This window comes from Flavobacterium aquidurense (genome assembly GCF_002217195.1).
Lineage (GTDB): Bacteria > Bacteroidota > Bacteroidia > Flavobacteriales > Flavobacteriaceae > Flavobacterium > Flavobacterium frigidimaris.
Genome location: NZ_MUGR01000027.1, coordinates 15475 through 38822, shown reverse-complemented (window position 1 = coordinate 38822; position 23348 = coordinate 15475). Strand labels below are relative to the sequence as shown.

General features: G+C 33.8%; 24 protein-coding genes. 13 read left to right on the top strand and 11 right to left on the bottom strand.

The genetic code is table 11. The features are described from left to right. Nucleotides 1-681: 681 nt before the first annotated feature. From B0A67_RS14890 to B0A67_RS14860, 7 genes are all read left to right on the top strand, one after another. Nucleotides 682-1515: a 1,4-dihydroxy-2-naphthoyl-CoA synthase gene (locus tag B0A67_RS14890; protein ID WP_072964435.1), complete on the top strand. Its 834-nt coding sequence runs from the start codon at nucleotides 682-684 to the stop codon at nucleotides 1513-1515. 94 nt (nucleotides 1516-1609) lie between these two features. After that, on the top strand, nucleotides 1610-2572 hold the full coding sequence (menA, locus tag B0A67_RS14885; RefSeq protein WP_072964434.1) for a 1,4-dihydroxy-2-naphthoate octaprenyltransferase: 963 nt from the start codon (nucleotides 1610-1612) through the stop codon (nucleotides 2570-2572). 30 nt (nucleotides 2573-2602) lie between these two features. Beyond that, nucleotides 2603-3280: a metal-dependent hydrolase gene (locus tag B0A67_RS14880; protein ID WP_072964433.1), complete on the top strand. Its 678-nt coding sequence runs from the start codon at nucleotides 2603-2605 to the stop codon at nucleotides 3278-3280. Nucleotides 3281-3472: 192 nt separating this feature from the next. Then, complete coding sequence (locus B0A67_RS14875; protein ID WP_084074634.1) at nucleotides 3473-4003, top strand: DUF2199 domain-containing protein; 531 nt, start codon at nucleotides 3473-3475, stop codon at nucleotides 4001-4003. A gap of 2 nt (nucleotides 4004-4005) precedes the next feature. Next, a complete protein-coding gene (locus tag B0A67_RS14870) occupies nucleotides 4006-5454 on the top strand; it encodes a S41 family peptidase (protein ID WP_072964432.1) in 1449 nt (482 codons plus the stop codon). A 17-nt stretch (nucleotides 5455-5471) separates the two neighbouring features. Further along, nucleotides 5472-6674 (top strand): tetratricopeptide repeat protein, encoded by a 1203-nt coding sequence (locus tag B0A67_RS14865; protein ID WP_072964431.1) that lies wholly within the window; start codon nucleotides 5472-5474, stop codon nucleotides 6672-6674. 158 nt (nucleotides 6675-6832) lie between these two features. Next, nucleotides 6833-7867 carry an o-succinylbenzoate synthase gene (locus B0A67_RS14860; RefSeq protein ID WP_072964430.1) on the top strand — a complete coding sequence of 345 codons (1035 nt, stop codon included), beginning with the start codon at nucleotides 6833-6835 and terminating at the stop codon, nucleotides 7865-7867. Between the two features lie 135 nt (nucleotides 7868-8002). On the opposite strand, the gene B0A67_RS14855 is transcribed toward B0A67_RS14860, so the two are convergent. Together B0A67_RS14855 and B0A67_RS14850 are read right to left on the bottom strand one after the other, a co-directional pair. Next, a complete protein-coding gene (locus B0A67_RS14855) occupies nucleotides 8003-8554 on the bottom strand; it encodes a hypothetical protein (RefSeq protein WP_072964429.1) in 552 nt (183 codons plus the stop codon). A gap of 19 nt (nucleotides 8555-8573) precedes the next feature. Further along, the gene (locus B0A67_RS14850; RefSeq protein WP_072964428.1) at nucleotides 8574-9485 is read right to left on the bottom strand and encodes an OmpA family protein; all 912 of its coding nucleotides are present in this window, start codon (nucleotides 9483-9485) and stop codon (nucleotides 8574-8576) included. Between the two features lie 198 nt (nucleotides 9486-9683). Between B0A67_RS14850 and B0A67_RS14845 the strand changes: the two genes are divergently transcribed. Together B0A67_RS14845 and B0A67_RS14840 are read left to right on the top strand one after the other, a co-directional pair. After that, nucleotides 9684-10157: a CYTH domain-containing protein gene (locus tag B0A67_RS14845; protein ID WP_072964427.1), complete on the top strand. Its 474-nt coding sequence runs from the start codon at nucleotides 9684-9686 to the stop codon at nucleotides 10155-10157. Nucleotides 10158-10161: 4 nt separating this feature from the next. Further along, nucleotides 10162-11130: a YpdA family putative bacillithiol disulfide reductase gene (locus B0A67_RS14840; protein ID WP_072964426.1), complete on the top strand. Its 969-nt coding sequence runs from the start codon at nucleotides 10162-10164 to the stop codon at nucleotides 11128-11130. Between the two features lie 98 nt (nucleotides 11131-11228). Here B0A67_RS14840 and B0A67_RS14835 read toward each other — a convergent pair whose 3' ends face one another. After that, nucleotides 11229-12797 (bottom strand): protein adenylyltransferase SelO, encoded by a 1569-nt coding sequence (locus B0A67_RS14835; protein ID WP_072964425.1) that lies wholly within the window; start codon nucleotides 12795-12797, stop codon nucleotides 11229-11231. Nucleotides 12798-12917: 120 nt separating this feature from the next. Next, the gene (gene msrA / locus B0A67_RS14830) at nucleotides 12918-13451 is read right to left on the bottom strand and encodes a peptide-methionine (S)-S-oxide reductase MsrA (protein WP_072964424.1); all 534 of its coding nucleotides are present in this window, start codon (nucleotides 13449-13451) and stop codon (nucleotides 12918-12920) included. A 181-nt stretch (nucleotides 13452-13632) separates the two neighbouring features. On the opposite strand from msrA, the gene B0A67_RS14825 reads away from it, so the two are divergent. Next, nucleotides 13633-15120 carry an aminotransferase class V-fold PLP-dependent enzyme gene (locus tag B0A67_RS14825; protein ID WP_072964423.1) on the top strand — a complete coding sequence of 496 codons (1488 nt, stop codon included), beginning with the start codon at nucleotides 13633-13635 and terminating at the stop codon, nucleotides 15118-15120. 270 nt (nucleotides 15121-15390) lie between these two features. Here the strand turns inward: B0A67_RS14825 and B0A67_RS14820 are convergent, their stop codons facing one another. From B0A67_RS14820 to B0A67_RS14795, 6 genes are all read right to left on the bottom strand, one after another. Further along, nucleotides 15391-17133, bottom strand: a complete 1743-nt coding sequence (locus B0A67_RS14820) for an APC family permease (RefSeq protein ID WP_072964422.1) — start codon at nucleotides 17131-17133, stop codon at nucleotides 15391-15393. A 131-nt stretch (nucleotides 17134-17264) separates the two neighbouring features. Beyond that, the gene (locus B0A67_RS14815; protein ID WP_072964421.1) at nucleotides 17265-17735 is read right to left on the bottom strand and encodes a nuclear transport factor 2 family protein; all 471 of its coding nucleotides are present in this window, start codon (nucleotides 17733-17735) and stop codon (nucleotides 17265-17267) included. Nucleotides 17736-17785: 50 nt separating this feature from the next. Further along, nucleotides 17786-18310, bottom strand: coding sequence for a hypothetical protein (locus tag B0A67_RS14810; RefSeq protein WP_072964420.1), 525 nt, complete (start codon nucleotides 18308-18310; stop codon nucleotides 17786-17788). A 9-nt stretch (nucleotides 18311-18319) separates the two neighbouring features. Further along, a complete protein-coding gene (locus B0A67_RS14805; protein WP_072964496.1) occupies nucleotides 18320-18796 on the bottom strand; it encodes a hypothetical protein in 477 nt (158 codons plus the stop codon). A 6-nt stretch (nucleotides 18797-18802) separates the two neighbouring features. Continuing rightward, nucleotides 18803-19480 carry a peptidoglycan DD-metalloendopeptidase family protein gene (locus B0A67_RS14800; RefSeq protein ID WP_072964419.1) on the bottom strand — a complete coding sequence of 226 codons (678 nt, stop codon included), beginning with the start codon at nucleotides 19478-19480 and terminating at the stop codon, nucleotides 18803-18805. A 12-nt stretch (nucleotides 19481-19492) separates the two neighbouring features. Next, on the bottom strand, nucleotides 19493-20158 hold the full coding sequence (locus B0A67_RS14795; RefSeq protein WP_072964418.1) for a spermidine synthase: 666 nt from the start codon (nucleotides 20156-20158) through the stop codon (nucleotides 19493-19495). A gap of 66 nt (nucleotides 20159-20224) precedes the next feature. On the opposite strand from B0A67_RS14795, the gene B0A67_RS14790 reads away from it, so the two are divergent. Further along, nucleotides 20225-20776, top strand: coding sequence for a 1-acyl-sn-glycerol-3-phosphate acyltransferase (locus B0A67_RS14790; protein WP_072964417.1), 552 nt, complete (start codon nucleotides 20225-20227; stop codon nucleotides 20774-20776). 83 nt (nucleotides 20777-20859) lie between these two features. Here B0A67_RS14790 and B0A67_RS14785 read toward each other — a convergent pair whose 3' ends face one another. Beyond that, a complete protein-coding gene (locus B0A67_RS14785) occupies nucleotides 20860-21312 on the bottom strand; it encodes a helix-turn-helix transcriptional regulator (protein ID WP_072964416.1) in 453 nt (150 codons plus the stop codon). 312 nt (nucleotides 21313-21624) lie between these two features. On the opposite strand from B0A67_RS14785, the gene B0A67_RS14780 reads away from it, so the two are divergent. Together B0A67_RS14780 and B0A67_RS14775 are read left to right on the top strand one after the other, a co-directional pair. After that, nucleotides 21625-22779 (top strand): M14 family metallopeptidase, encoded by a 1155-nt coding sequence (locus B0A67_RS14780; protein WP_072964415.1) that lies wholly within the window; start codon nucleotides 21625-21627, stop codon nucleotides 22777-22779. Nucleotides 22780-22856: 77 nt separating this feature from the next. After that, a complete protein-coding gene (locus B0A67_RS14775) occupies nucleotides 22857-23336 on the top strand; it encodes an Lrp/AsnC family transcriptional regulator (protein ID WP_008468989.1) in 480 nt (159 codons plus the stop codon). Nucleotides 23337-23348 lie beyond the last annotated feature (12 nt).

The following is a 23348-nucleotide window of genomic DNA, read 5'->3' as shown; positions in this document are numbered from 1 at the left end:
ATTACAAGCAGCCTTTCCCTTTTTATTCTAGTTTTAAAAAAAATTGTAATTAAAAAAAAACAGAAATAAAATAAATTCGAATCCATTCAAAAAATAACAGCTTTAAAAATTTTAGAAGTCACTTTCTGAATCGGTATGTCTTTAAACAATCTATACATTCATATTAAAAGCGAAACGTTAAGTTCACGGCTAATCCATTGGTTTGATAAAATAACTTATAGAAAGTTTTAGTTAGCATTTTTTCCTCTTTTCGTAATCAATTTTATACTAATTACTAAACAATTCTAGCATTTAACCTTAGGTGTTACTGTCTCCTTTTCGAAGTTTCAACAAATGAATAAATCATTTGCCCATTATTTAAGGGTTTACTAATAAAAACCATGAAAAAATGAGCGACAAATTTTTTAAATTTTCTCAAAAAAATCATTTTTTAGGTTAATAAATCAGTGAAAGAAAATCAATCATAAATCAATAAAATAAAATGTATCTAATTGATTTCTAGGGTGTAAAATTACTTATTATTTTTCGAAACTAATGTTAAAAAATGTTATTTTTTGTCTGTAAATGCCAATTGTTAACATTAGAAGTCATTTTCTCACAGACTTAAACTAAATTGAGTAGGTAAAAATATAAAAATGCTTTATTTTTACGCTATAATTATTTAAAACAAAACAAATAGAAATGGATTGGATAACTGCCAGAGAATTTGAAGATATAACTTATAAAAAATGTAACGGAGTTGCAAGAATTGCTTTCAACAGACCCAATGTCAGAAATGCTTTTCGTCCTAAAACAACTTCAGAATTATACCAGGCTTTTTACGATGCACAAGAAGATACTTCGATAGGAGTAGTGTTACTTTCTGCAGAAGGGCCATCGACCAAAGACGGCGTTTATTCTTTTTGCAGCGGAGGCGATCAAAATGCGCGCGGCCATCAGGGTTACGTTGGTGAAGACGGTCAACACCGTTTGAATATTCTTGAAGTGCAGCGTTTAATTCGTTTCATGCCAAAAGTAGTCATCGCAGTTGTTCCGGGCTGGGCAGTTGGAGGCGGTCACAGTCTGCATGTGGTTTGTGATATGACTTTGGCCAGTAAAGAGCACGCAATTTTTAAACAAACAGATGCTGATGTAACCAGTTTTGACGGTGGCTATGGATCTGCCTATCTGGCAAAAATGGTGGGTCAGAAAAAAGCACGTGAGATTTTCTTTTTAGGAAGAAACTATTCTGCTCAGGAAGCGATGGATATGGGAATGGTAAATGCGGTTATTCCACACGACGAGTTAGAATATACTGCTTATGAATGGGCCCAGGAAATTCTTCAAAAATCCCCAACTTCTATAAAGATGCTAAAATTCGCCATGAACCTCACAGACGACGGAATGGTAGGACAGCAGGTTTTTGCCGGAGAAGCAACCCGTTTGGCTTATATGACCGAAGAGGCAAAAGAAGGAAGAAACGCTTTCTTAGAAAAAAGAAAACCAAACTTTGGCGAAAATAAATGGCTGCCATAAAAATATTTTAGATTTCTGATTTTAGATTTTTGCAATCTGCAATCTAAATTTAGAATCTAACAATCAAAACTCTAAAATCTAAAATTAAAAAAGAATGAAACATTGGATTGAAGCCGCACGATTGCGCACATTGCCTTTATCAGTTTCCGGAATTATAGTAGGAAGCATTTACGCGCTTTCAAACCCAACAGCTGCTATTGATACGCCAACTGAGGTATTCAGCTGGAAAATTTTTGGTTTCGCACTTTTAACAACACTGGGCCTGCAGGTTTTATCCAATTTTGCAAATGATTACGGTGATGGGGTAAAAGGTACAGATAATCAAGATCGAATTGGCCCTAAACGCGCTATTCAGAGCGGAGTTATTACACCGCAAGCCATGAAAAAAGCGATAATAATAACATCGATATTAACTTTGTTATCAGCAATTACCCTGATCTATTTTGCATTTGGAGAAACGAATTTCGGATATTCTATATTTTTTTTACTGCTGGGAATAGCCGCAATTGTTTCAGCAATTCGCTATACCGTTGGTAATTCTGCATATGGATACAGGGGATTTGGAGATTTATTTGTTTTCATCTTCTTCGGATTGGTAAGTACTTTGGGCGTCAACTTTTTATATTCTAAAGAAATTGATCCCCTTTTAATTCTTCCCGCTGTAGCCATTGGTTTGCTAAGCGTAGGGGTTTTAAACCTTAATAATATGCGCGATGAAGAATCAGATCGTAAATCAGGAAAAAATACAATTGTAGTTCAAATGGGCGGTGCAAAAGCAAAAGTGTATCATTTTACGCTAATCATTACCGCTATGGTTGCGGTAGTTCTTTTTGCCATTTTGAGTGATTATAATTTCGATCAGTATTTATTTTTATTGGCGTACATCCCTTTAACTAAACATTTAATTACGGTTTATAAAAATCAAAACCCTAAGCTTTTAGATCCGGAATTAAAAACACTTGCATTGAGTACGTTTTTCCTTTCGATATTACTAACAGTATGTATGATTTCGTTGATCTCAGACATTATTGTGAATCTTTTCTTAGGCGGAAGATAAAATAAAGTTCAACTTTAAAAATTAAACAAAATGAAAATCACATTTTACGGACACGCTTCATTAGGCATTGAAGTTGGAGGGAAACACATTCTTGTTGACCCTTTTATTACGGGAAATCCAAAAGCTTCGGCAATTGATATAGAGACACTAAAAGCAGATTATATCCTGGTTACACATGCACATGGCGATCACGTTCTGGACGTCGAAGCTATTGCAAAACGTACCAATGCAACGATCGTTTCTAATGCCGAAATCACGAGTTATTATGCTCAAAGAGAGTTTAAAGCACACCCGATGAATCACGGTGGAAGCTGGAATTTCGATTTTGGAAAAGTAAGATATGTAAACGCAATTCACTCCAGCTCTTTTTCTGACGGAAGCTACGGAGGAAATCCCGGTGGTTTCGTGATCGAAAGCGAGCATAAAAATATCTACATTGCAGGTGATACAGCGCTTACATTTGACATGAAACTCATTCCGCTGCGCACCAAACTTGACCTGGCAATTCTTCCAATCGGTAATAATTTTACAATGGATGTTGAAGATGCCATTATTGCTTCAGACTTTATTGAATGCGATAAAATCCTGGGCTATCATTTTGATACTTTTGGTTATATCGAAATCAATCACGAAGATGCTATTCGTAAATTTTTTGATAAAGGAAAAGATTTGATGCTTCTGAAAATCGGAGAATCAATCGAATTATAATAATTAATCATCCCGAACGAGCTTTTTATAATTCAGATTTTTAAAATTGGAATTTGGAATTTAAAGAATTGGAGTTTAGTGAGGAGCCATTTCCCGCTTTCGGCTATATCTTTTTTGAGAAGATAAAAAATCTTCTCAAAAAAGGATACCGCCTCTATCGGGGCTAAGATTTAGTATTCATAAGAAATCTACATGAACGACACGATTAAATTTATTTGCGCTTGTTGTGGTCAGGAACATGAAAGCTGGCCCGCATTAGCATACGATTCACCAGCCAGTTACAACAATCTTTCTCCTGAACAAAAAGAAGAGATTGCAGTTATAGATGAAGATTTTTGTGCAATTAAGTATGCTGACGATGATATTCACCGATTTATTAGAGTAGTGCTAATTCAAACCGTGAATGATCATTGTGAAGATCTTGAATATGGTTTTTGGGTCTCACTAAGCGAAAAAAGTTTTAAAGATTATCTTGATAATTTTGATAATGAAAATCACGAAACACAATATTTTGGATGGCTTTCTAATTATATTCCCGAATATGATTTTTCAAATAGTATTCCAACCACTGTAGTTACGAAAGCTGGGAATGACAGACCGGAAATTTTTCCTCATAAAGATTTCGATCACCCTTTTGTAAAAGATTATTATAACGGCATTACAAAAGAAGAAGCTCAAAAAAGGATTAAAAACATGATACAGTCCATTAATCAAATTGCATAAACATGAATTTAAAAACGGTTCTGACGTTTGTTTTTATTGCTGTCTCGTATACCACTTTTGCACAAAAATGCAGTTGTGAAGATAACTTTTACTGGCTCAAAAAAAACTTCGAAGAAAATGACGCCGGTTTTCAATATGTAATTGATAAAAAAGGATTAACCGAATATCAAAATCACAACAATCTTTTTAGCAAAAAAGTAAAAAAAATCAAAGACCTGAACGAATGCAGGAACGTACTTTTTGATTGGCTGTTATTTTTTCGACCGGCACATTTATCTTTAGCGATAAACCCTGATTTTGCAAATAAATCGCTTTCCAAAAATACAGAATCTGAAAAAAAATGGGAAGAAATAACCCTAACTGAAGATCAATTAAAAAAGAATCTATCCAATATCTCACAGCCCGGCTTTGAAGGGATTTGGATCTCAGATTCTTATACTATTGGAGTTGTAAAAAGAAACAATGAATATATTGGATATATTTTAGAAGCCAAAGGAAGAAAATGGAAGCCATATCAGGTAAAATTTAAAATAAAAGAGAACGGGGACAAAACATATAATGCAGTATATTATTTAGGAGATTACTCCGCTCAAAACTTCAGTGAAGTGAAACTGATTGGAAATAATTTTTTAAAGATTGGCTTTGTCTCGCTAAAAAGAAGTTTTCCCAATACTCCTGAGAGTAATCCTGAAATTGCGAACTACATTGAAGCAATAACAACTCAAAAGCCATTTCTCAAAGAAATATCAAATGAGACCGTTTTGCTGCGAATTCCTTCATTTGAACACACTGAAAAAAAAGCTATTGATAGCATACTTGAAGTAAATAAAAAACTAATTCTGTCAAAACAAAATTTAATAATTGACGTAAGAAATAATGGAGGCGGATCTGATGGCAGTTTTCAGGAAATAATTCCGTATTTATATACAAATCCAATTAGAACTGTTGGTACTGAATATTTATCTACAGTCCAGAACAATAAGAGGATGGAGGAATTTATTGCAGATCCAGATTGGTCTCCCGAAGAGAAAAAATGGGCAATAAACGGATTAGAAGAACTAAACGCTAATATTGGGAAATTTGTTAGTTTAGGAGGTAGTACAGTTCAGGAACGTAAGTCTGATGTAGTCTATCCAAATCCAAAAAATATTGGCATAATTATTAATGAGAATAATGCAAGCACAACAGAGGAGTTTTTGTTGGTAGCCAAGCAAAGTAAAAAAGTAAAACTTTTTGGCACAACAACAGAAGGTGTTTTAGATATTTCTAATATGCATTTTGTTGATTTCCCCTGCAAAGACCTAGTGTTAGGATATTCACTTTCGAAAAGTCTAAGAATTCCGGGTATGCAAATTGATCAAAAAGGTATTCAGCCTGATTTTTATATTGATAAAAGTATTTATGATTATGATTGGGTTAGGTTTACAGAAAATATATTGAAAGCAAATTAAGTTTAAATCTATAGAGAATGAATTTCAAAAAAATAATTTTATTCCTTTTCATTGCATCTTCATATCATTCTTTTGCTCAAAAAGATGGGTATTGGGACAAAGAGCGCGCTACAACAAAAGAAATTATAGTTTCAGCACGTGACAGGATTCTTCTAAAAACGGAAGATCTACCCGTTGGCACGACAGAAATCGTATACCGCATTACGCTTTTAGACGAAAACCAGCAAATGTCGAATAGTCTGGTTTCGGTATTAAAATCAATTCCCGATCCCACCGGAATAAGTCAGGGATCAGCCGGAGCCGTTTTTTTAATGTCTAAAATTTCGGGCGATGATACTTGTACTTATGCACTTTTTACTTCCAACGAAAATGCAAAAAAATACGTTGCAGACGGTAAAACAGATAAGGCATGTTATGCTCAGGAAGTAGCATTGAGTAAGGATGCAAAAAGATTATCACTTGATAAATCGTCTTGCTTAGGACAAGATATCAGCACACTCTGGTTTGGTTTCCATAGTAAAAACTGGCTTTTAAATCAAAAAATTGTTTTAGAAGTTGTGCCGTGGGTCGACACAAAACTAAACCGTGGCTGGAATCAAGACAATAAAAATGAAATCATAAGTCTTTGCAAAACATCTACAATGGCTCAGAAAATGGCCAATTCTGATGATTTTTGTGTTTGTATACTTAATAAAATCATCAAACAATACCGTTATTCTGAGTTTCAGAAATTATTGCCAGTAGAAAAAAACAAAGCCTATAAAGATTTTGGAAATAGCTGTTATAATGATGCCGATATTTCTAAAAATGTTTATAATGACTTAAGAACCCAGGCTTCAATTTTAATAAAATTACAAAAGTACAATGAAGCAATTCAAAAACTGAATACCATTATTAATGACGGAAAAGCAACAGCAATCGATTATAGCGCTCTTGGATACTGCTACATTTTGACCAAACAATATGCAAAAGCCATAAAATTTCTAAAAGAAGGCGAAAAGCTAGACGACACAGAGTTATTGGTAAAACTAAATTTGGCACATGTATATTTGGTAAGTGACGATTATAGCGAAGCGAAAGCTATTTATAAAAAATACCAAACGCAAAACGTTACTGACAGTTTAAGCTGGAAAGAAAAAACCAAGCAAGATTTTACAGTTTTCGAAAAAGCAGGATTACCAACAAAAGACTTCGAAAGAGTTTTGAAATTATACAATTAAAAATATTTTCACCATATAAGTTATATAAGTTCATTTAGTTATAGTACTTAAAGTAAAGTCAATTTTGTTTTTTTATAAGCATAATTATAATAGAACTTTTAGATTTTGCTATTACATTCAAATGAACTTATATAACTCATATGGTTTAAAACGTTACCATGAAAGCAACTTACCACAAATACATGTTAGAGTTTAAACGTCCTTCCGGAACTTCGAGAGGCGTTATGACCGAAAAAGAAACCTGGTTTATTGTTCTTGAAGAAAACGGTAAGAAAGGAATAGGAGAGTGCGGTATTCTTCGTGGTTTAAGCGCAGATGATCGTGATGACTATGAAGAGAAACTGCTGTGGGCATGCGAAAATATCCATTTGGGTGAAACAGAACTTTGGGAAGCTTTATTAGAATTTCCGTCGATACAATTCGGAATCGAAATGGCTTTTTTATCCCTTAAAAGCGAAAATCCATACTTATTATTTCCTTCTGATTTTACCAATAATTCCAAATCGATTGCTATAAATGGTTTGGTCTGGATGGGCGAAGCTTCGTATATGAAACAGCAAATCGAAGAGAAACTGGCAGATGGTTTTAATTGTATCAAACTCAAAATTGGCGCAATTGATTTCGAAAAAGAATTAGAATTATTACGTTTCATAAGATCTCATTTTTCAGCAGATCAGATAGAAATCAGGGTAGATGCCAATGGTGCATTTGCTTTAAATGAAGCTTTAATAAAACTGAATCAATTAAGTCAATTTCAATTACATAGTATAGAACAGCCAATCAAAAAAGGCAATACCGGTGCAATGGCAACTTTGTGCGAGACTAGTCCGTTTCCTATTGCTTTAGACGAGGAACTAATAGGTGTTTTTTCATTATCAGAAAAAGAAAAATTGCTGCAAGAAATAAAGCCACAATACATTATCCTGAAACCAAGTTTTGTTGGCGGTTTCAGAGGAACAAAAGAATGGATTGATTTAGCTGAAAAACTTAAAATAGGATGGTGGATTACATCAGCTTTAGAAAGTAATATTGGACTAAATGCCATTTCACAATGGACATTCATTCAAAACTCAAAAATGCCGCAGGGCTTAGGAACCGGAGCGCTTTACACTAACAACTTCGATTGTCCGCTTGAAGTTTCACAAGGACAATTACGGTACAATACATCTAAAAAATGGGATTCATTTTTTTAGAAGGTTCAAAGGGGCAGAGCGACAAAGGTTCAAAGGTTTAAAAGAATATGGTAGAATAAAAAAAGGTACAGAATACGCAAAGCTTTAAACCTTTGCAACTCTGTACCTTTGTTCCTTTGAACCTTTTTCTAAAAATTACTCTTTTCCTCCAAGTAAATTTTGCTGCCAGTCTTTTAGTTCCTGCCATTTTCCCTGATAAGCCAAGAGTGCTTGTTTTGCCCACGTACTTGGATTATGAATAGCAAAGTTTTCGCCACCGGCATCTAAAATCGACTGTAGTTTTTCAGTAGGAGTTTCAGACAGCTCTCGCCAGCTTGTAATTCCGGCAGCATTGAATAAAGCTTCAATTTTAGGACCAATTCCTTCTACAACTTTCAGATCGTTTTCTTTTATTTTTTTACCATAAACTGTAGCAGCCAAAGCGCTGTCGAACAATAATCCCTGAGCGGCATTACCAACAAAAGATTGTGTAGACGAACCAATAGTAGTTTTTGCGGCCAAATCAGCCTCAAGCGAAGAAATTCGGGCATTCAGACTTCTTGTATTTGCTTTGCATGCGTCTAAGTCAGCTTGTAACGACAATGCAAGAGAATCATCTCCTTTTGAATTCATTTTTCCTAGTAAGTAACCTAGAATTCCACAGATTAACCCCACTAGCGCAGGTATTAAGATACAAGGTATATTCATAATAGTATATTTTGATTAATTATTTGATTGTTATAACAGTTCTTCTGTTGTCTGCCTTACCTTCCGGAGTTGTATTTTCACCAATTGGTTCATCGGGACCTTTTGACTCTGTTGTTATACGGCTGCCGTCAATACCTTTTTTAGATAAATAGTTTTTAGAAAATTCAGCACGTTTTTGCCCAAGAGCAACATTAGAATCGCGATTACCAACGTTATCACTATGTCCAACGGCCAGAATAACAGCCCCTTTAACGTGTTCCATGTATTTAACCAGATCAGCCACTTTTTGCTTTTCAGCATCAGATAAATTGTTGCTTGATTTATTGGTGCTGAAATGAAGAATTAACGGATCTCCATTAATTTTATCTTTCAAAATTACCCATTCATCCGTTATGGCCGGAGCAGCTTCAAGAACTTCAAATGTGTACTCTGCAGGACCTAAAAGAGTATCAGAGCTTGTTTTCCACTTGTCAATTATTGTTCCCTTTGTATCAAACTGAGAAGCTGATAAACCTTTGGAAACAAAGAATTTCTTGATGTCATTTGCCCTCGCAAGTCCAAGATTTTCATAGGTTGTGGTATTCTTTTCGTCAGAAGTAGCATAACCCGTTATGGTTACTTTTTGCTTTGGATTGGCAATTAAAAATGTTTTAAGATTTTCAACTCCAATTGATACAGAATCACTAACAGGCAGCACTACTGCAAAACTGTTTTTAAGGAACTTGATGTTATCATTGGTATGATAATCAATTCCCGAACCATTTAGAATAAAAGGGACAAAAATAGCGTCCTGAGCCACAACAACTGGTACTTTTTCAGTATCAACTGCCGGTGTTTTCATAGTACAATTGCAACAAAAATTCACGTACAGAAAAGTGCCCAGAATGATCGTTATTGCAATGCCTAATAGATAAAGTGCTTTTTTAGACATAAGTAATGAAGTTAAGATTCTATCAAATTTAACAAAAAAATAAATACATAATACATTAATATTCAGTTATTTTAAACTTATGTGTTTAATTATGAGGTAATTATAAAAGAAGGTAAAGCGTCTATAATTAATGAATCTCAATTTAAAGACTGAATTAATTTGAGTAACTTGCGTAAAAAATTAACTTAAGGCAGAGAAATGGTCGAAATAGAAAGAAAATTTCTTGTAAAATCAACTGATTTTAAAGAACAGGCTTTTACTCAAAATAAGATAGCACAAGGATACTTAAGTGCGGTACCGGAAAGAACCGTCAGGGTAAGAATAAAAGGAAACAAAGGCTTTATTACGATAAAAGGAATCAGCCAGCAAGGCGGAATGTCCCGTTTTGAATGGGAGAATGAAATCCCTGTTGATGAAGCCCAAGAACTTCTTAAACTATGCGAAAAAGGCAAAATAGAAAAAACTCGTTTTGAAATAAAATCAGGAAATCACATTATTGAAGTAGATGAATTTTATGGAGAAAATGAAGGCCTGGTTATGGCTGAAGTTGAATTAACTTCTGAAGAAGAAACATTCGAAAAACCGGAATGGCTGGGAGAAGAAGTAACCAATGACGAGAGGTATTACAACGCATATTTGAGTAAAAATCCTTTTAAACAGTGGGGGAAATAGCGTTATGACAGAACAATATGATTTGATCATTGTTGGAGGCGGTCCTATTGGATTAGCTTGCGCAATAGAAGCTCAGAAGAAAAACCTGCGATATCTGATTCTTGAAAAAGGGGCAATTGTAAATAGTATTTTCAACTATCCTTTATACATGACTTTTTTCTCGACAGCAGAAAGACTTGAAATAGGGGATATTCCGTTCAATTGCCTTGCACCAAAACCAGGTCGTCAGGAAGCCTTAGAATATTACAGAAACATTCATCGTTATTTTAAATTTTCAATTCATTTATTTGAAAAAGTAACACAGGTTGAAAAACTAGAGAATGATACTTTTAAAATTACAACAGATAAATCTTTATATGAAGCAAAGAATGTTGTAATCGCTACCGGTTTTTATGATCTTCCGATCGAAATGAATATAAAAGGGGAAGAATTGCCTAAAGTACGCCATTATTATAAAGAAGCACATGAATATGCCTTTAGAAACATTTTGGTTGTTGGCGCAAATAATTCGTCTGTTGATGCAGCTCTGGAATGTTGGCGAAAAGGAGCAAATGTAACGATGGTTATTCGTAAAAACGAAATTAACAACCGGGTGAAATATTGGGTAAAACCGGATATCGAAAACCGAATTGCGGAAGGAAGTATAACCGCCTATTTTGAATCCAATATTACTGAAATACGTAATAATGAAGTCGAAATTCAAACTCCAAACGGAAAAATTACTATAGAAAATGATTTTGTTCTGGCGCTTACAGGATACAAACCGGACTTGACTTTCCTTGAAAAAATGGGCATTCAATTGTCTGACGATGAATTGAAAACACCCACTTATAATACTGAAACAATGGAAACAAATGTGAAAGGTTTATTTCTTGCCGGAGTAGTCTGTGGCGGGATGCAGACACATAAATGGTTCATCGAAAATTCCCGCGTTCATGCCAATATGATTGTGGATTACATCACTTCTAAATAGAAAAAGTTCGCCACGAATTTCACGAATTTACACTAATTATTTTTTTGCATTGAGATTAAAATTAGCGTAAATTCGTGAAATTCGTGGCAAAAAAAACTTTAAGAACTACAAGAAAGCATAGAACAGCCTACCTTAGATCGTGCCCAATCCGGTCGTTTTGCAAACCATTTTTCGTATTCGGGTTGTTGGTCATAAGGTTTTTGCAATAACAAATACAATTCGTCGATCAAAGAATAATCGCCCTCATCAGCGGCATCAATTGCTAATTGCGACATATAATTCCTCAAAACATATTTTGGATTTATTACGTTCATTTTTTCCGAGCGTTTCTCATCTGAAAGCGCTTCAGTTTTTAATCTTTCAATATAAACGTTAAACCATTTTTTCCAGGAATCCAGAATATCTCCTGAAATTTCTTCAGGGATATAAAAAGAATATTTTATTTTCTCTATCGCATTTTCTATTGAATCTGTCTTTTGAATTGTGCTCAAATTTCTAAAGAAGATGGTCATATCAGTTTCAGATAATTGTAGAACCGTTTCTAAAGCATTAATTATCTTATCGTCATTTTTACTTAAAGTAAATATACCTAATTTACTTAAAAACAAAGTTTTATAATCAGATTCAAAATCAGTAATAAATGATTCCAGTATTTTTTCTAAAGGTTCAGCTTCGTTAATTAAAGGATAAAGAGCATTTGCCAATTGATACAAATTCCACTGAGCTATTTGCGGCTGATTCCCAAAACGATATCTTCTATTTTGACTGTCGGTTGTATTTGGAGTCCAATTTGGATCATAATTTTCCAGCCAGCCATAAGGTCCATAATCAATTGTGATGCCATGAACAGACATATTATCCGTATTCATAACGCCATGTACAAAGCCAACACGCTGCCAATGCAAAATCATTTCCCGTGTCTTATCAGCAACCGTTTTAAAGAACTGTAAATATTGCTCTTTAGGTTCACCTTTTATCTCAGGGAAATAATGTTTGATGTTGTATTCTACAAAATCTTTTAAGTTTTTCAATTCATTTCGGGCAGTCAGCATTTCGAAACTTCCAAAACGAATGAAGGAGGGAGCAACACGACAAACGATTGCACCTTTTTCGTAAGCCGGATTTCCGTTGTACAAAATATCACGTAAAACATCATCACCAGACAACATCAGTGAAAGCGATCGGGTAGTGGGAACACCCAAATGATACATTGCCTCAGCGCAGAGATATTCTCTGACAGAAGAACGTAAAACCGCTAAACCATCAGCAGTTCTGGAATAGGGGGTTTTCCCTGCTCCTTTTAACTGCAAGGTGAAAAAATCGTTATTATGTTCCACTTCATTCAGATTAATAGCACGGCCATCGCCCAATTGTCCTGCCCAGTTCCCAAACTGATGCCCTGCGTAACACATAGCATACGGACGCGTTTCGGGAAGAATCTCTTTTCCTGAAAAGACATTCAAAAACGCGTCAGACTGAATTTCATCTTCAGCAATACCAACCAACTCAGCTACTTCTTTAGAAACGTGAATAAGCTTAGGATTTGATGGTTTGGTCGGATTTACGTATGAAAAAAGCGCTTTAGAAACCTGACGAACTTCATTTGTTTCGTTAGGATCTGCAGGTAATTCAGCAGTAAATCGATTATTTATTTTAAGATTTTTCATTTGAATTATTTTAAGCCACTGATTACTCAGATAAAAATGATTCTTTGTAAATCCTTATGGGATTTAAAAGTAAGTAAGGAAAATCATTCCCAGTTTTGCAATCAGTGGCAAAATCTATATTTAGTCAACCAATTTTTCGCTGTACATTTTTTTTAATTTCTGTACTTTAGGATCAATTACGATCTGGCAGTAACGGGCATCCTGATTGTTATTGTAATAGTTTTGATGATCTTCTTCGGCTTCATAAAATACTTCGAAAGCAGTTAATTCAGTTACAATTGGATCTTCATAAAAAGGTTTTACCTCTTCAAAAACCTTCTCAGCTATTTCTTTTTGTTCGGCATCATGATACAAAATAACAGAACGGTATTGCGTTCCCACATCAGCTCCCTGACGATTTAGAGTAGTAGGATCGTGACTTGTCATGAATATAAAGATAAGATCATGATATGAAATTATGTCAGGATTGAAAGTAACTTGTATCACTTCGGCATGACCGGTTCTGCCAGTACAAACTTCACGATAAGGAGGATTTTTGATAAAACCTCCGGAATACCCTGATTTTAAGGATTCTATTCCTTTTAAACGCTGAATAACAGCCTCAATACACCAAAAACATCCACCACCAAAAGTAGCTACTGATAAATTTTCCATAAAATAGTATTGTTTAGTTTCTATTGCCCTATTAATCCGATAGAATATTATGATAAATTACTAATAAAAAAGCTGTTTAGATAAATATATCAATTGGTTATTTAATATTTGAAGTTTACAATTGATAAATTCGCAATTCTGCTAAAAAGCAATATATTTGCAATCAAACACAGGCACACTAATGAATAGCAAAAATAGTACCATCACTTTAGAAACCTATTTTCAGGATTTTAGACAACATATCGTTGGAATTGAACAGGAATTTACTTCGCCTTATGGCAATAAAAAGATCATTTATACGGATTGGACTGCCAGCGGAAGGTTATATCGCCCTATTGAAGAGAAACTTCTGAATGATTTTGGGCCTTTTGTTGCGAATACACATACAGAAACGACTGTGTCAGGTACTGCCATGACAAAAGCGTATCATCATGCCAGAAACATTATCAAACGTCACACAAATGCCAATAATGATGATGTTTTGATTACAGACGGAACGGGAATGACTGGTGTTGTTAATAAATTTCAGCGTATTTTAGGCCTTAAGATTCCTGAAAATTTAAAAGACTTTATTACTGTTCCGGCAGAAAAAAAGCCAATTGTTTTTATTTCACATATGGAGCACCATTCTAATCAAACATCCTGGTTAGAGACGATTGCCGATGTTGAGATTATTCCGTCTTGCGAAAAAGGGCTTTTTTGTTTGGATAATTTGGCTTTATTATTAGAGAAATATGCTGACAGAACGATTAAGATTGCCTCAATCACGTCATGCTCGAATGTTACGGGTTTAAAAACACCTTTTCATGAGGCAGCAAAATTAATGCACCAGCATCACGGCGTTTGTTTTGTAGATTTCGCTTGCTCAGGACCTTATGTCGCAATTGACATGCATCCTGAAGATCCCGAAGCTTATCTTGACGCTATTTTCTTTTCACCACATAAATTTTTAGGTGGTCCGGGAACTTCAGGTGTTTTGATATTCAATAAAAAACTATATAATAATATGATCCCTGATTGTCCGGGCGGAGGAACTGTAAGCTGGACAAATCCTTGGGGAGAACATAAATACATCGATAATATCGAAGACAGAGAAGACGGGGGAACTCCCGGTTTCCTGCAGGTTATTAAAACTGCACTGGCGATCGAACTAAAAGAAGAAATGGGAATCGAAAACATTCTGCAGCGCGAACGCGAAATTGTTGATTATGTTTTTACAGCATTAAATCCTGTTTCTAATATCAAAATTTTGGCCGGACAGCATCAGAATCGTTTGGGCGTAATTTCGTTCTTTATAGAAAATTTGCATTTTAATCTTGGAGTCAAATTGCTGAATGATAAATTTGGAATCCAAACCAGGGGAGGATGTAGCTGTGCCGGAACTTACGGGCATTTTCTACTGCACGTAGATCAGGAAACTTCAAACAAATTGGTGGATGAAATCACGATTGGCGATTTAATCAAAAAACCGGGATGGATCAGAATGTCGATTCACCCAACAACTACTGATGAAGAAATTGCTTTTGTCTGCGAAAGCATTAAAGATCTAGCCAAAAACCACGAAAGCTGGGCTTTGGATTACTCTTATAATAAAAACTCGAATGAGTTTATTCATAAAAATGCAAATTCATTTGAAGATGAATTGGTTGCGGGTTGGTTTAGAACGTAATCTTTTATTTAACCGCTAACGCAGCAAACGCTAAGGTTAGCAAAGCTAATTCGATACAATGCTTTGCGAACTTTGAGTTTTATAAAAATCCTTAAAGTAAAAGATCTTGCGTTCTTTGTGGAAAAAAATAATTTTAATTCTTACAAATGATATATTTCCGGATTAGCCCCGATAGAGCCGGTATCCTTTGAGAGGAACGAACAAAGATAAAGGCGAAAGCGGGACAGAAGGTCTTTATAAAATCTGATTTTTCTGCTCCTGAAAATTCGGCTACATAATAAGACGAACTCCGCCTAAATCAGAAACTCTGTAGGAGAATTTGTTTCCCGGAGAACCTATGAACATAAAGTTCTTTGGAATTTTCCATTTTTTTGATAATTCGTCGATAATTTCAGGGCCAAAAACGCCTTGTATTTCAAGGTATTCCAAATCTATTTCATCGTAAGCACGATCTAAAACTTCAAGATCTTTGATAAGCGCTTCATTTCTTGAAGTATTATTTGTGACATATACAATTTTTAATTTATTGGTAGTTTCATTTCCCTGTACATATTGCAGGACTTTATTCAAAATTGCAATATCATCGCCTTTGGTGAAAAAGACAAATTCCTGCGAATTGATTTCTACACTCAATTTTTGTAAATAACGATTACTGAGAATCACTAGTTTACGTAAAGGCTGATAGAAATATTCTAAAGCTTCGATTAACAAACGTATCAAAATGACACGGTTGAGCATGATTCCGATAAAAATCAGAGAAGGAACCATATATTTTAAAAATGTATAAAATGCATTGATGTTCAGTTTCATATTCCCTACAAAAGCAGCAATAATAAATAAAACTGCTATAACCACGGCAATTCCGCGTGCTCGTTCAGGTCTTGGTAATTTTTTTCGTTTAAATTTGAGTAATAAATTACCTATTCCGAATAATGCCATTACAGCCAAAAAGGAAAAAGTATAAACACCTGCCAAAGATTCTAAATGTCCGCTGGTAGCAAAAAGTACCGAAATACACAAAACCAAAAAGCTAATTACGATTCGATAATGCGAACCTCTTTTGTTTTGTTTCAGAAAATAATTTGGGAGAATTCTATCCAGTGTCATTCGGTTTAATAATCCGGAAACTCCAACAAATGAAGTTAATACAGCACCGCACAAAACTAAAACAGCGTCGATAGAAATAAGCCATGCCAGCCAAGACCCGCCGGTTGTCTGTCCTAAATGTGCCAAAAGGGATTCTTTATTGGCACCAACTTCGGTTAACGGAATTATACTGATTAATAAAATAGCAATTACAGGATTGAAGAAACTTACAATTGCCCACATATTTCGCAACGTTTTTGGAAAAACACCATGCTCCTGTTCTTCTACAAAATTGGCAGAACTCTCAAAACCTGATATTCCGAGCATCGCTGCTGAAAATCCAAGAAAAAGGGCTGTCTTTATATTTCCGTAAGCAATAGGCGTTTCCCAATTGATGTGAAAAGTTGCTAAACCATTATTCAGCACAAACCACAGTGAAGCTAAAACAAGTAGACTTAAAGTGGCCAGATGAGTTATAAAAATAATTACAGCTACAAAAGCAGATTCACCAATTCCTAAAATAGCAAGCCCGGTAAATAGTATCAAAACAATTACCGTTGCGATCGTTACATCTAAACTTTCGAAAATTCCATGCAGATAATGCATTCCTTCTGAGGCCGATATTACAGCAGTTGCCATATAAGACAAAACCGTTAATGTTGCGGCTAAAGATGCCAATCGTTTGGTTGATGTGTTTAGCAAAACATTGTAAGCTCCACCGTTTAAAGGAATCGCACCAACAACTTCTCCGTAAATTTTCCTGAATAAAAATAAAACAATAGCGACAATCAATAATGAAATCCAAGCATATTGACCCGCATACAAAATAGTCAGAGCTGAAACATACAAACACGAAGAACTAATATCGTTTCCGCAAATTGCGGTGGCTTGCAGCTGATTTAATTTTTTGTGTACAAGTTCTTTCATAGTAATTCAAGATTAAAAACACGCTTAACTCAACAAAAAAGCAACAAACAAGCAGATAGTACAAAGGCAGTTATAAGAACTAAAATATTTTTTAGCTAATGTGAGTGTATTGAATTTCTAAATTATAGAAATTATTTGGATTCCTGAAATTTTTTGAGTGACAATAAGGCTTGTTCCCGAATTTTATTTTGAAAAAAACTTGTCCATCCTAGTAAATATCCGGCAGGACCAAAAGCTTGTCCAGACCAGCTCCATACATCAAAATGATCCGTATGTTTGATAATTAATCCATCCTGAAAAGCAAATTCAGCTTTAATCTTATTGATTACGTTTCTATTGGTTTTGCTAAAATTATAAGCAGCAACCCATTTAGCGGTTCCTGAAAAATCATCTGCTTTTATATCTGAAAATTCTATTTTGATCTTGCCTTTACTTTTTAAAAGCAGCATTTTCCACATTTTAGAAACCTGATCTTCTTTTAGCAAACCAAAAGCAGGATCACTAAATTCAACTTTAGAATGGTAACATTCACTCATGGTTTTTGCATCACCATTTGCAAAAGCAGTATAAAATTTTGTAATTAAAACTTCGTTAGCATTCATAAGAATAATTTAAAGTATAAATATAGGATTTATTAGATTAAAACATTTATTTATAAAGCACTAATTGCCGCTGCTGTATCAAATGATTTTTTAGTTTTATCGAAAGCTGTAGAGAAGTATGTCATTTTATTAGAAGCCGTAAAATATCCGGTCTGATCACCAAATGCATTAGAATTTCCGGTTACAATAAATCGAATTCCTTTGATATCATTTTTTTTCAGTTTTATCATTTCCGCCGGAGTAAAATAATAGTAGGACGCTGTTTTGCCTTCAATTGTTTCATTAACCTTTTTGTCAATACAAGGAATGACATCTCCGTTTGCCAAATCAACATAAAGTCCGCCCGAAATTCTGGTTTTATCATTGGCAGTGCCAATACTAATTTTTAAAACGCCTCCTTTTTCTGTTTTCGCAATCTGAACATTTGCTTCGCCTGTAAAAACATACTTTTCGCAAATGAAAGTATAGTTTTCTGTGGCAGGGTAAGGTTTAGAACCGTTAATGCTCATTGTTTGCTGAGCATTTGCAAATGTTGAAATAAATAGTAGTATAAAAAAAGGCAGTTTTAAATTCATAGTTTTACTTTATTGTTCTGTTAATTTTGAATCGAATTTTTCATCCCAATCCATTGATTTAATGGATGAAACCAAATTGTCTTCATTTACAAAAACGCGCAATTCTTTATTGGCTATTTTTTTTGTGTATAAGGCACGATAACGATAAACAACTTCTTGTTTGGTTTTGTAAACGCCATCTAATTTTAAGTCTATAAAACTTCCGTAATATTGTCTAAATCTCTGACATGTTTTTGTCAGGCGTTCCTCTGTCGTATTTTCCCTCACTGATGCCGTAACTTCAGTTTCATTAAAAGGTTTAAATTTAGAGGTATTACAAGTTTCTAAAACCCTTTTTCCTAATTCGTACGCTTTTTGTTGCTGATTGGAATTAATTTCAGAACCGGAAATTTTCTTAATCTTCAAATCTTCAGTATCTCTGCTAATGGTTTTAGATTTACATCCAATTAACAACAACAAACATATAATCAATCCTGCTTTCTTCATAATCATTTAAGTAATTTTTAATAATAAGTTCGGGTCGGGACAATTTTCTATATAGAAGTTTAGATCATTTGTATTGCAAACACCGGGATAATCACCATAATACGATTCAATATTTTTTATAATCTGAAAATGTAAATGTGGTGCGTAATCACCATTGACTGTGGCATTTCCTAAAGTTGCAATCTTTTCTCCTTTATCAAAAACTTTCCCAACATTAAGGTTTTCTATACTTTCTAACGATAAATGCCCGTATAAAGTATAAAATTTTTCATTTTCGACATTGTGTTCTAAAATAATTGTGGGGCCATAATCTCCTAAACCAATGTTGTTCCGGAAGCTGTGTACTTTTCCTTTTAATGGCGCTAAAACTGCTGTATCGGCTTTTGTCCATAAATCCAGACCAATGTGAATGTTGCGCTCAGGTACAGCATCGTTTTTAAAGATTGAACTGCGTTTGTACAATGTCCTGCCTTCAATATAGCCGCCAAATGCAACTTGAGCATTATTTCTTTCTAAATAATTTGAAATAAAAGTCTCAAATTCTATAGCACTTTCAGGTTTACTTTCTACCAGTTCCTGATTGGTTACAGAAAGATCAAGCGGAATATATTTTGAAAAATGAATATCAGAATCAATAATCTTGGCAGGAGGTAAGGCTTTTAATATGGAGACGAGGGGTTTCATAAAACTTTAAATTTAGGCGACTTTTTCAATAATTATTAATTCATTATGGACTTCTATACGCGGGAGCATTTTTGAAACAAATAATTCGGAATTTATTTCAGTAATATATTTTCGGTTTCGAACATTGTGCGCTTCATCAAGAATCATAGTGTTAAAAAGAACAAAACCACGATTTTGCAAAAGAGAACAAATGCGCTCACTAAAAAAACTTTCAAATAAGAAATTAGGCATTTTGATATCTTCAAAAACATCAATAATAATCAGATCGTATTTGTTTTTTGTTTTTAAAACAAACTCAAATGCATCATCAATAATAATTTCCAATTGCTTAATTTGATCCAGGTTGAAATACTGATTCGCAATCTGAATCATATCCGGGTCAATTTCGACGCCGGTTATTTTGCCTTTATACTCAATTTCATCTACCAATGTCTTGATAACACTTCCGCCGGCAACACCCAGTAATAAAATATGTTCCATTTTAAGAATGGCCTCATAACCAATGTTTCTAAGTCCGTACCTTAATATACGCTGCAAACTGCCGTAGGAATAATTAGTATTCTCAGAATCTAAAACCAATTCGCCATTGGCCCACGTAACTTCTATAATCTTGCTTCTTTGTGATTTTTTCTTAAATATTTTTATTGGAATGATATAACTGAATAATTTTTGAATCATTTTTAAATGCTTTTACTCAAATTTACCACTTTAAATCTTTTATTTTGCAACAAAAAATAAATTTTAATGAAGAAACAGTTGTATAAATTCATCTTTTTTAAGCTAATGGGCTGGAAAATAGCAGGAATTGAAAATGCGGAAGTTAAAAAATGTGTGATGATGGTGATGCCTCATACAAGTAATCATGATTTTTATTTGGGAATATTCACCAGAGGCATCTCCGGATTAGAAATGAACTGGGTAGGAAAGAAAGAATTATTCAAATTCCCTTTTGGATATTATTTCAGAAGTGTAGGAGGAGAACCTATAGATCGTACAGGCGGATTGAATAAAGTAGATTCAATTGCTGCCATTTTTGACAGAAAAGAAGTTTTCAGATTAGCTGTTGCTCCCGAAGGAACCCGTAAAAAAGTAACTGAAATTAAAAGCGGTTTTTATTATATAGCACTTAAAGCAAAAGTTCCTATTATCCCGGTTGCATTTGATTGGGGTAAAAAAGAAGTCAATTTAGGAAAGGCATTTTTCCCGACCGGAAATTATGAAGCCGATTTAGCAATTCTGAAAAAGCATTATGAAGGAGTTGTTGGTAAAATCCCCCAAAATGGATTTCAATTATAAATTCCAGCTTTTTTTTGATGTTACGTGAGAATCGCTTAAAAAAAAATATTTTTATTTTTTTTGAAATACACGATTTTTACAAATTAAGGGTTGTAAGCTTTAAATGTTCCGTTTTTATAAAAAATAACTATTTTTTCAATTTCACCTTCCTCTGAACTTAAATTTTGATTTTTAATTTCCTGAGCATATTTTGTTTCTGGTTTTTGAGCTTCCTTATAATACACCTCAGAAAATAAATCTCCACCAGATAAATTTTCCTGGACAGGAGCGGGAGCTGTTGTTTTTATATTATCCGAAACTTGTTCGTTACTTTTCGGAAAACTTCCTGTACCATTTAAAATCCAATACAAGTCTACATCCGGGAAAACTTCTAATATTTTCATCACAAAATCTAAACTAGGTTTGTTTCTTCCGGAAAGCAGGTGAGACATACTTGAACGCTGAACGCCAATTTTATCTGCAAATGCAGAGGCATTTAGAACGTAATAGTCAAGTAAAATTTCAAGACGTTTTACAAAATCATCGATGTTTACCATTGTAAATTATTATTATTTGAATCCTTGTTTACAAATGTAACTAAAAGAAACTAATAAAGCAATTTTACAGTTGTAAATTACTATAAACAAGTATTTAAACAGAAAGTAAGACTTTATATATAGATATGTAAGTAGCTAATATATAGTTGTTTAATTTGTTATTTGTAAGTAAATAACATTTGTCAACTATTGCCGTTGCTTATCATCAAATAAATGACAAAAACGTGTTTACAATTCTAAATTATTATTATTTTCAACTGTTTACAATTGTAAAAATAAAGATGTTTACTTTTGTAAACTAATCAAAAGACAATGAATTTAGAAGAATTATTCAACCAATACAAAGAACAATCAATAGAAGGCCGTTACCTGACTTTAGATCACATTCAACCTTTATTAGACAAACTCAATACTAATAATCAAGTTCAGATTATTGGGAGGTCTGTTTTAGACGAACCTATTTATAGTTATACAATAGGAACAGGAGAAACCCGTATTTATTTGTGGTCGCAGATGCACGGAAACGAAAGCACGACAACAAAAGCCTTGTTTGACTTTATTAATGTATTAAACAGCGGATCTGAATTTGCAGAAAAAATGCTTAAAACTTTTACATTTTATGCTATTCCAATTCTAAATCCTGACGGAGCCAGACTTTATACGCGTGAAAACGCCAATAAAGTCGACTTAAACCGTGACTCACAGAATCTAACCCAACCGGAAAGTAAAATTTTGCGAGAAGCATTTGAAACCTTTCAACCTCATTTTTGTTTTAATCTTCATGATCAGCGTACTATTTTTGGGGCAGGAGCAACCGGAAAACCGGCTACAGTTTCATTTTTAGCACCTTCTTATAATGAAGAAAGAGAAGTAAATGAGAACCGACTAAAAGCTATTAATGTTATTGCCGGAATTAATGATGTCCTCCAGCAATACATTCCCGGACAAGTAGGCCGCTTTGATGATTCTTTTAATATCAATTGCATAGGAGACACTTTTCAGTTTTTAGGAGTGCCTACAATTTTGTTTGAAGCAGGTCATTTTGCTAATGATTACGAACGCGAGATTACGAGAAAATTCATATTTTTCTCACTTTTAACAAGCTTTGAAGTAATTTGCGAAAACGATTTAGTTGATAACAGAATTAATGATTATTTGAATATTTCACAAAATAAAGTGGTTTTTTATGATTTTATGTATAAAAATATCAAAATAAATTATGATGGTATCGAAATTATTACGAATTTTGTCGCACAATACAAAGAGGAATTGATTGAAAATAAGATTCATTTTAATGCTTATATAGTTGAATTAGGTGAATTAGAAAATTATTTCGGACATTATGAATATGACGCAAAAGGAGCTGTTTATTCCGATGACTTTACTAATTTTCCCAAATTGAATCAAAAAGCAAATTTTTATTTAAATAAAAATGTTAAATTTGTTAACGGATTGATAAAAAGTTAATTTTTATGTGAATTTGTTGTTTTTTATATATATTTTTATACTTTGTAATAGCAATTAGTAATATTAATTAAAGAATTATGAGTAAATTTCGTTTAGATGAAGTAGATCACCAGATTTTAGATATGTTAATAGACAATACGAGAGTTCCGTTTACTGACATTGCAAAAAAACTATTGATATCTGCTGGTACAGTGCATGTTAGGGTAAAGAAAATGGAAGACGCAGGGATAATAATGGGGTCTTCATTGGCTTTAGATTACGATAAATTAGGATATTCATTTATTGCATATGTAGGTGTGTTTCTTAATAATACGTCGCAAACTAAATTTGTATTAGAGCGAATCAATCAAATTCCGTTCGTAACAGTAGCTTCTGTAACGACTGGAAAATTCAATATCTTTTGCAAAATCAGAGCAAAAGATACTAAACACGCAAAAGAAGTTATCTTTATGATAGATGATATTGATGGTGTTTACAGAACAGAAACAATGATTTCATTAGAAGAAAGTATAAACGATAAGAAGCGTTTGATGCATACTATTTTTAAAAATATGTAATTTTTTCTTGAA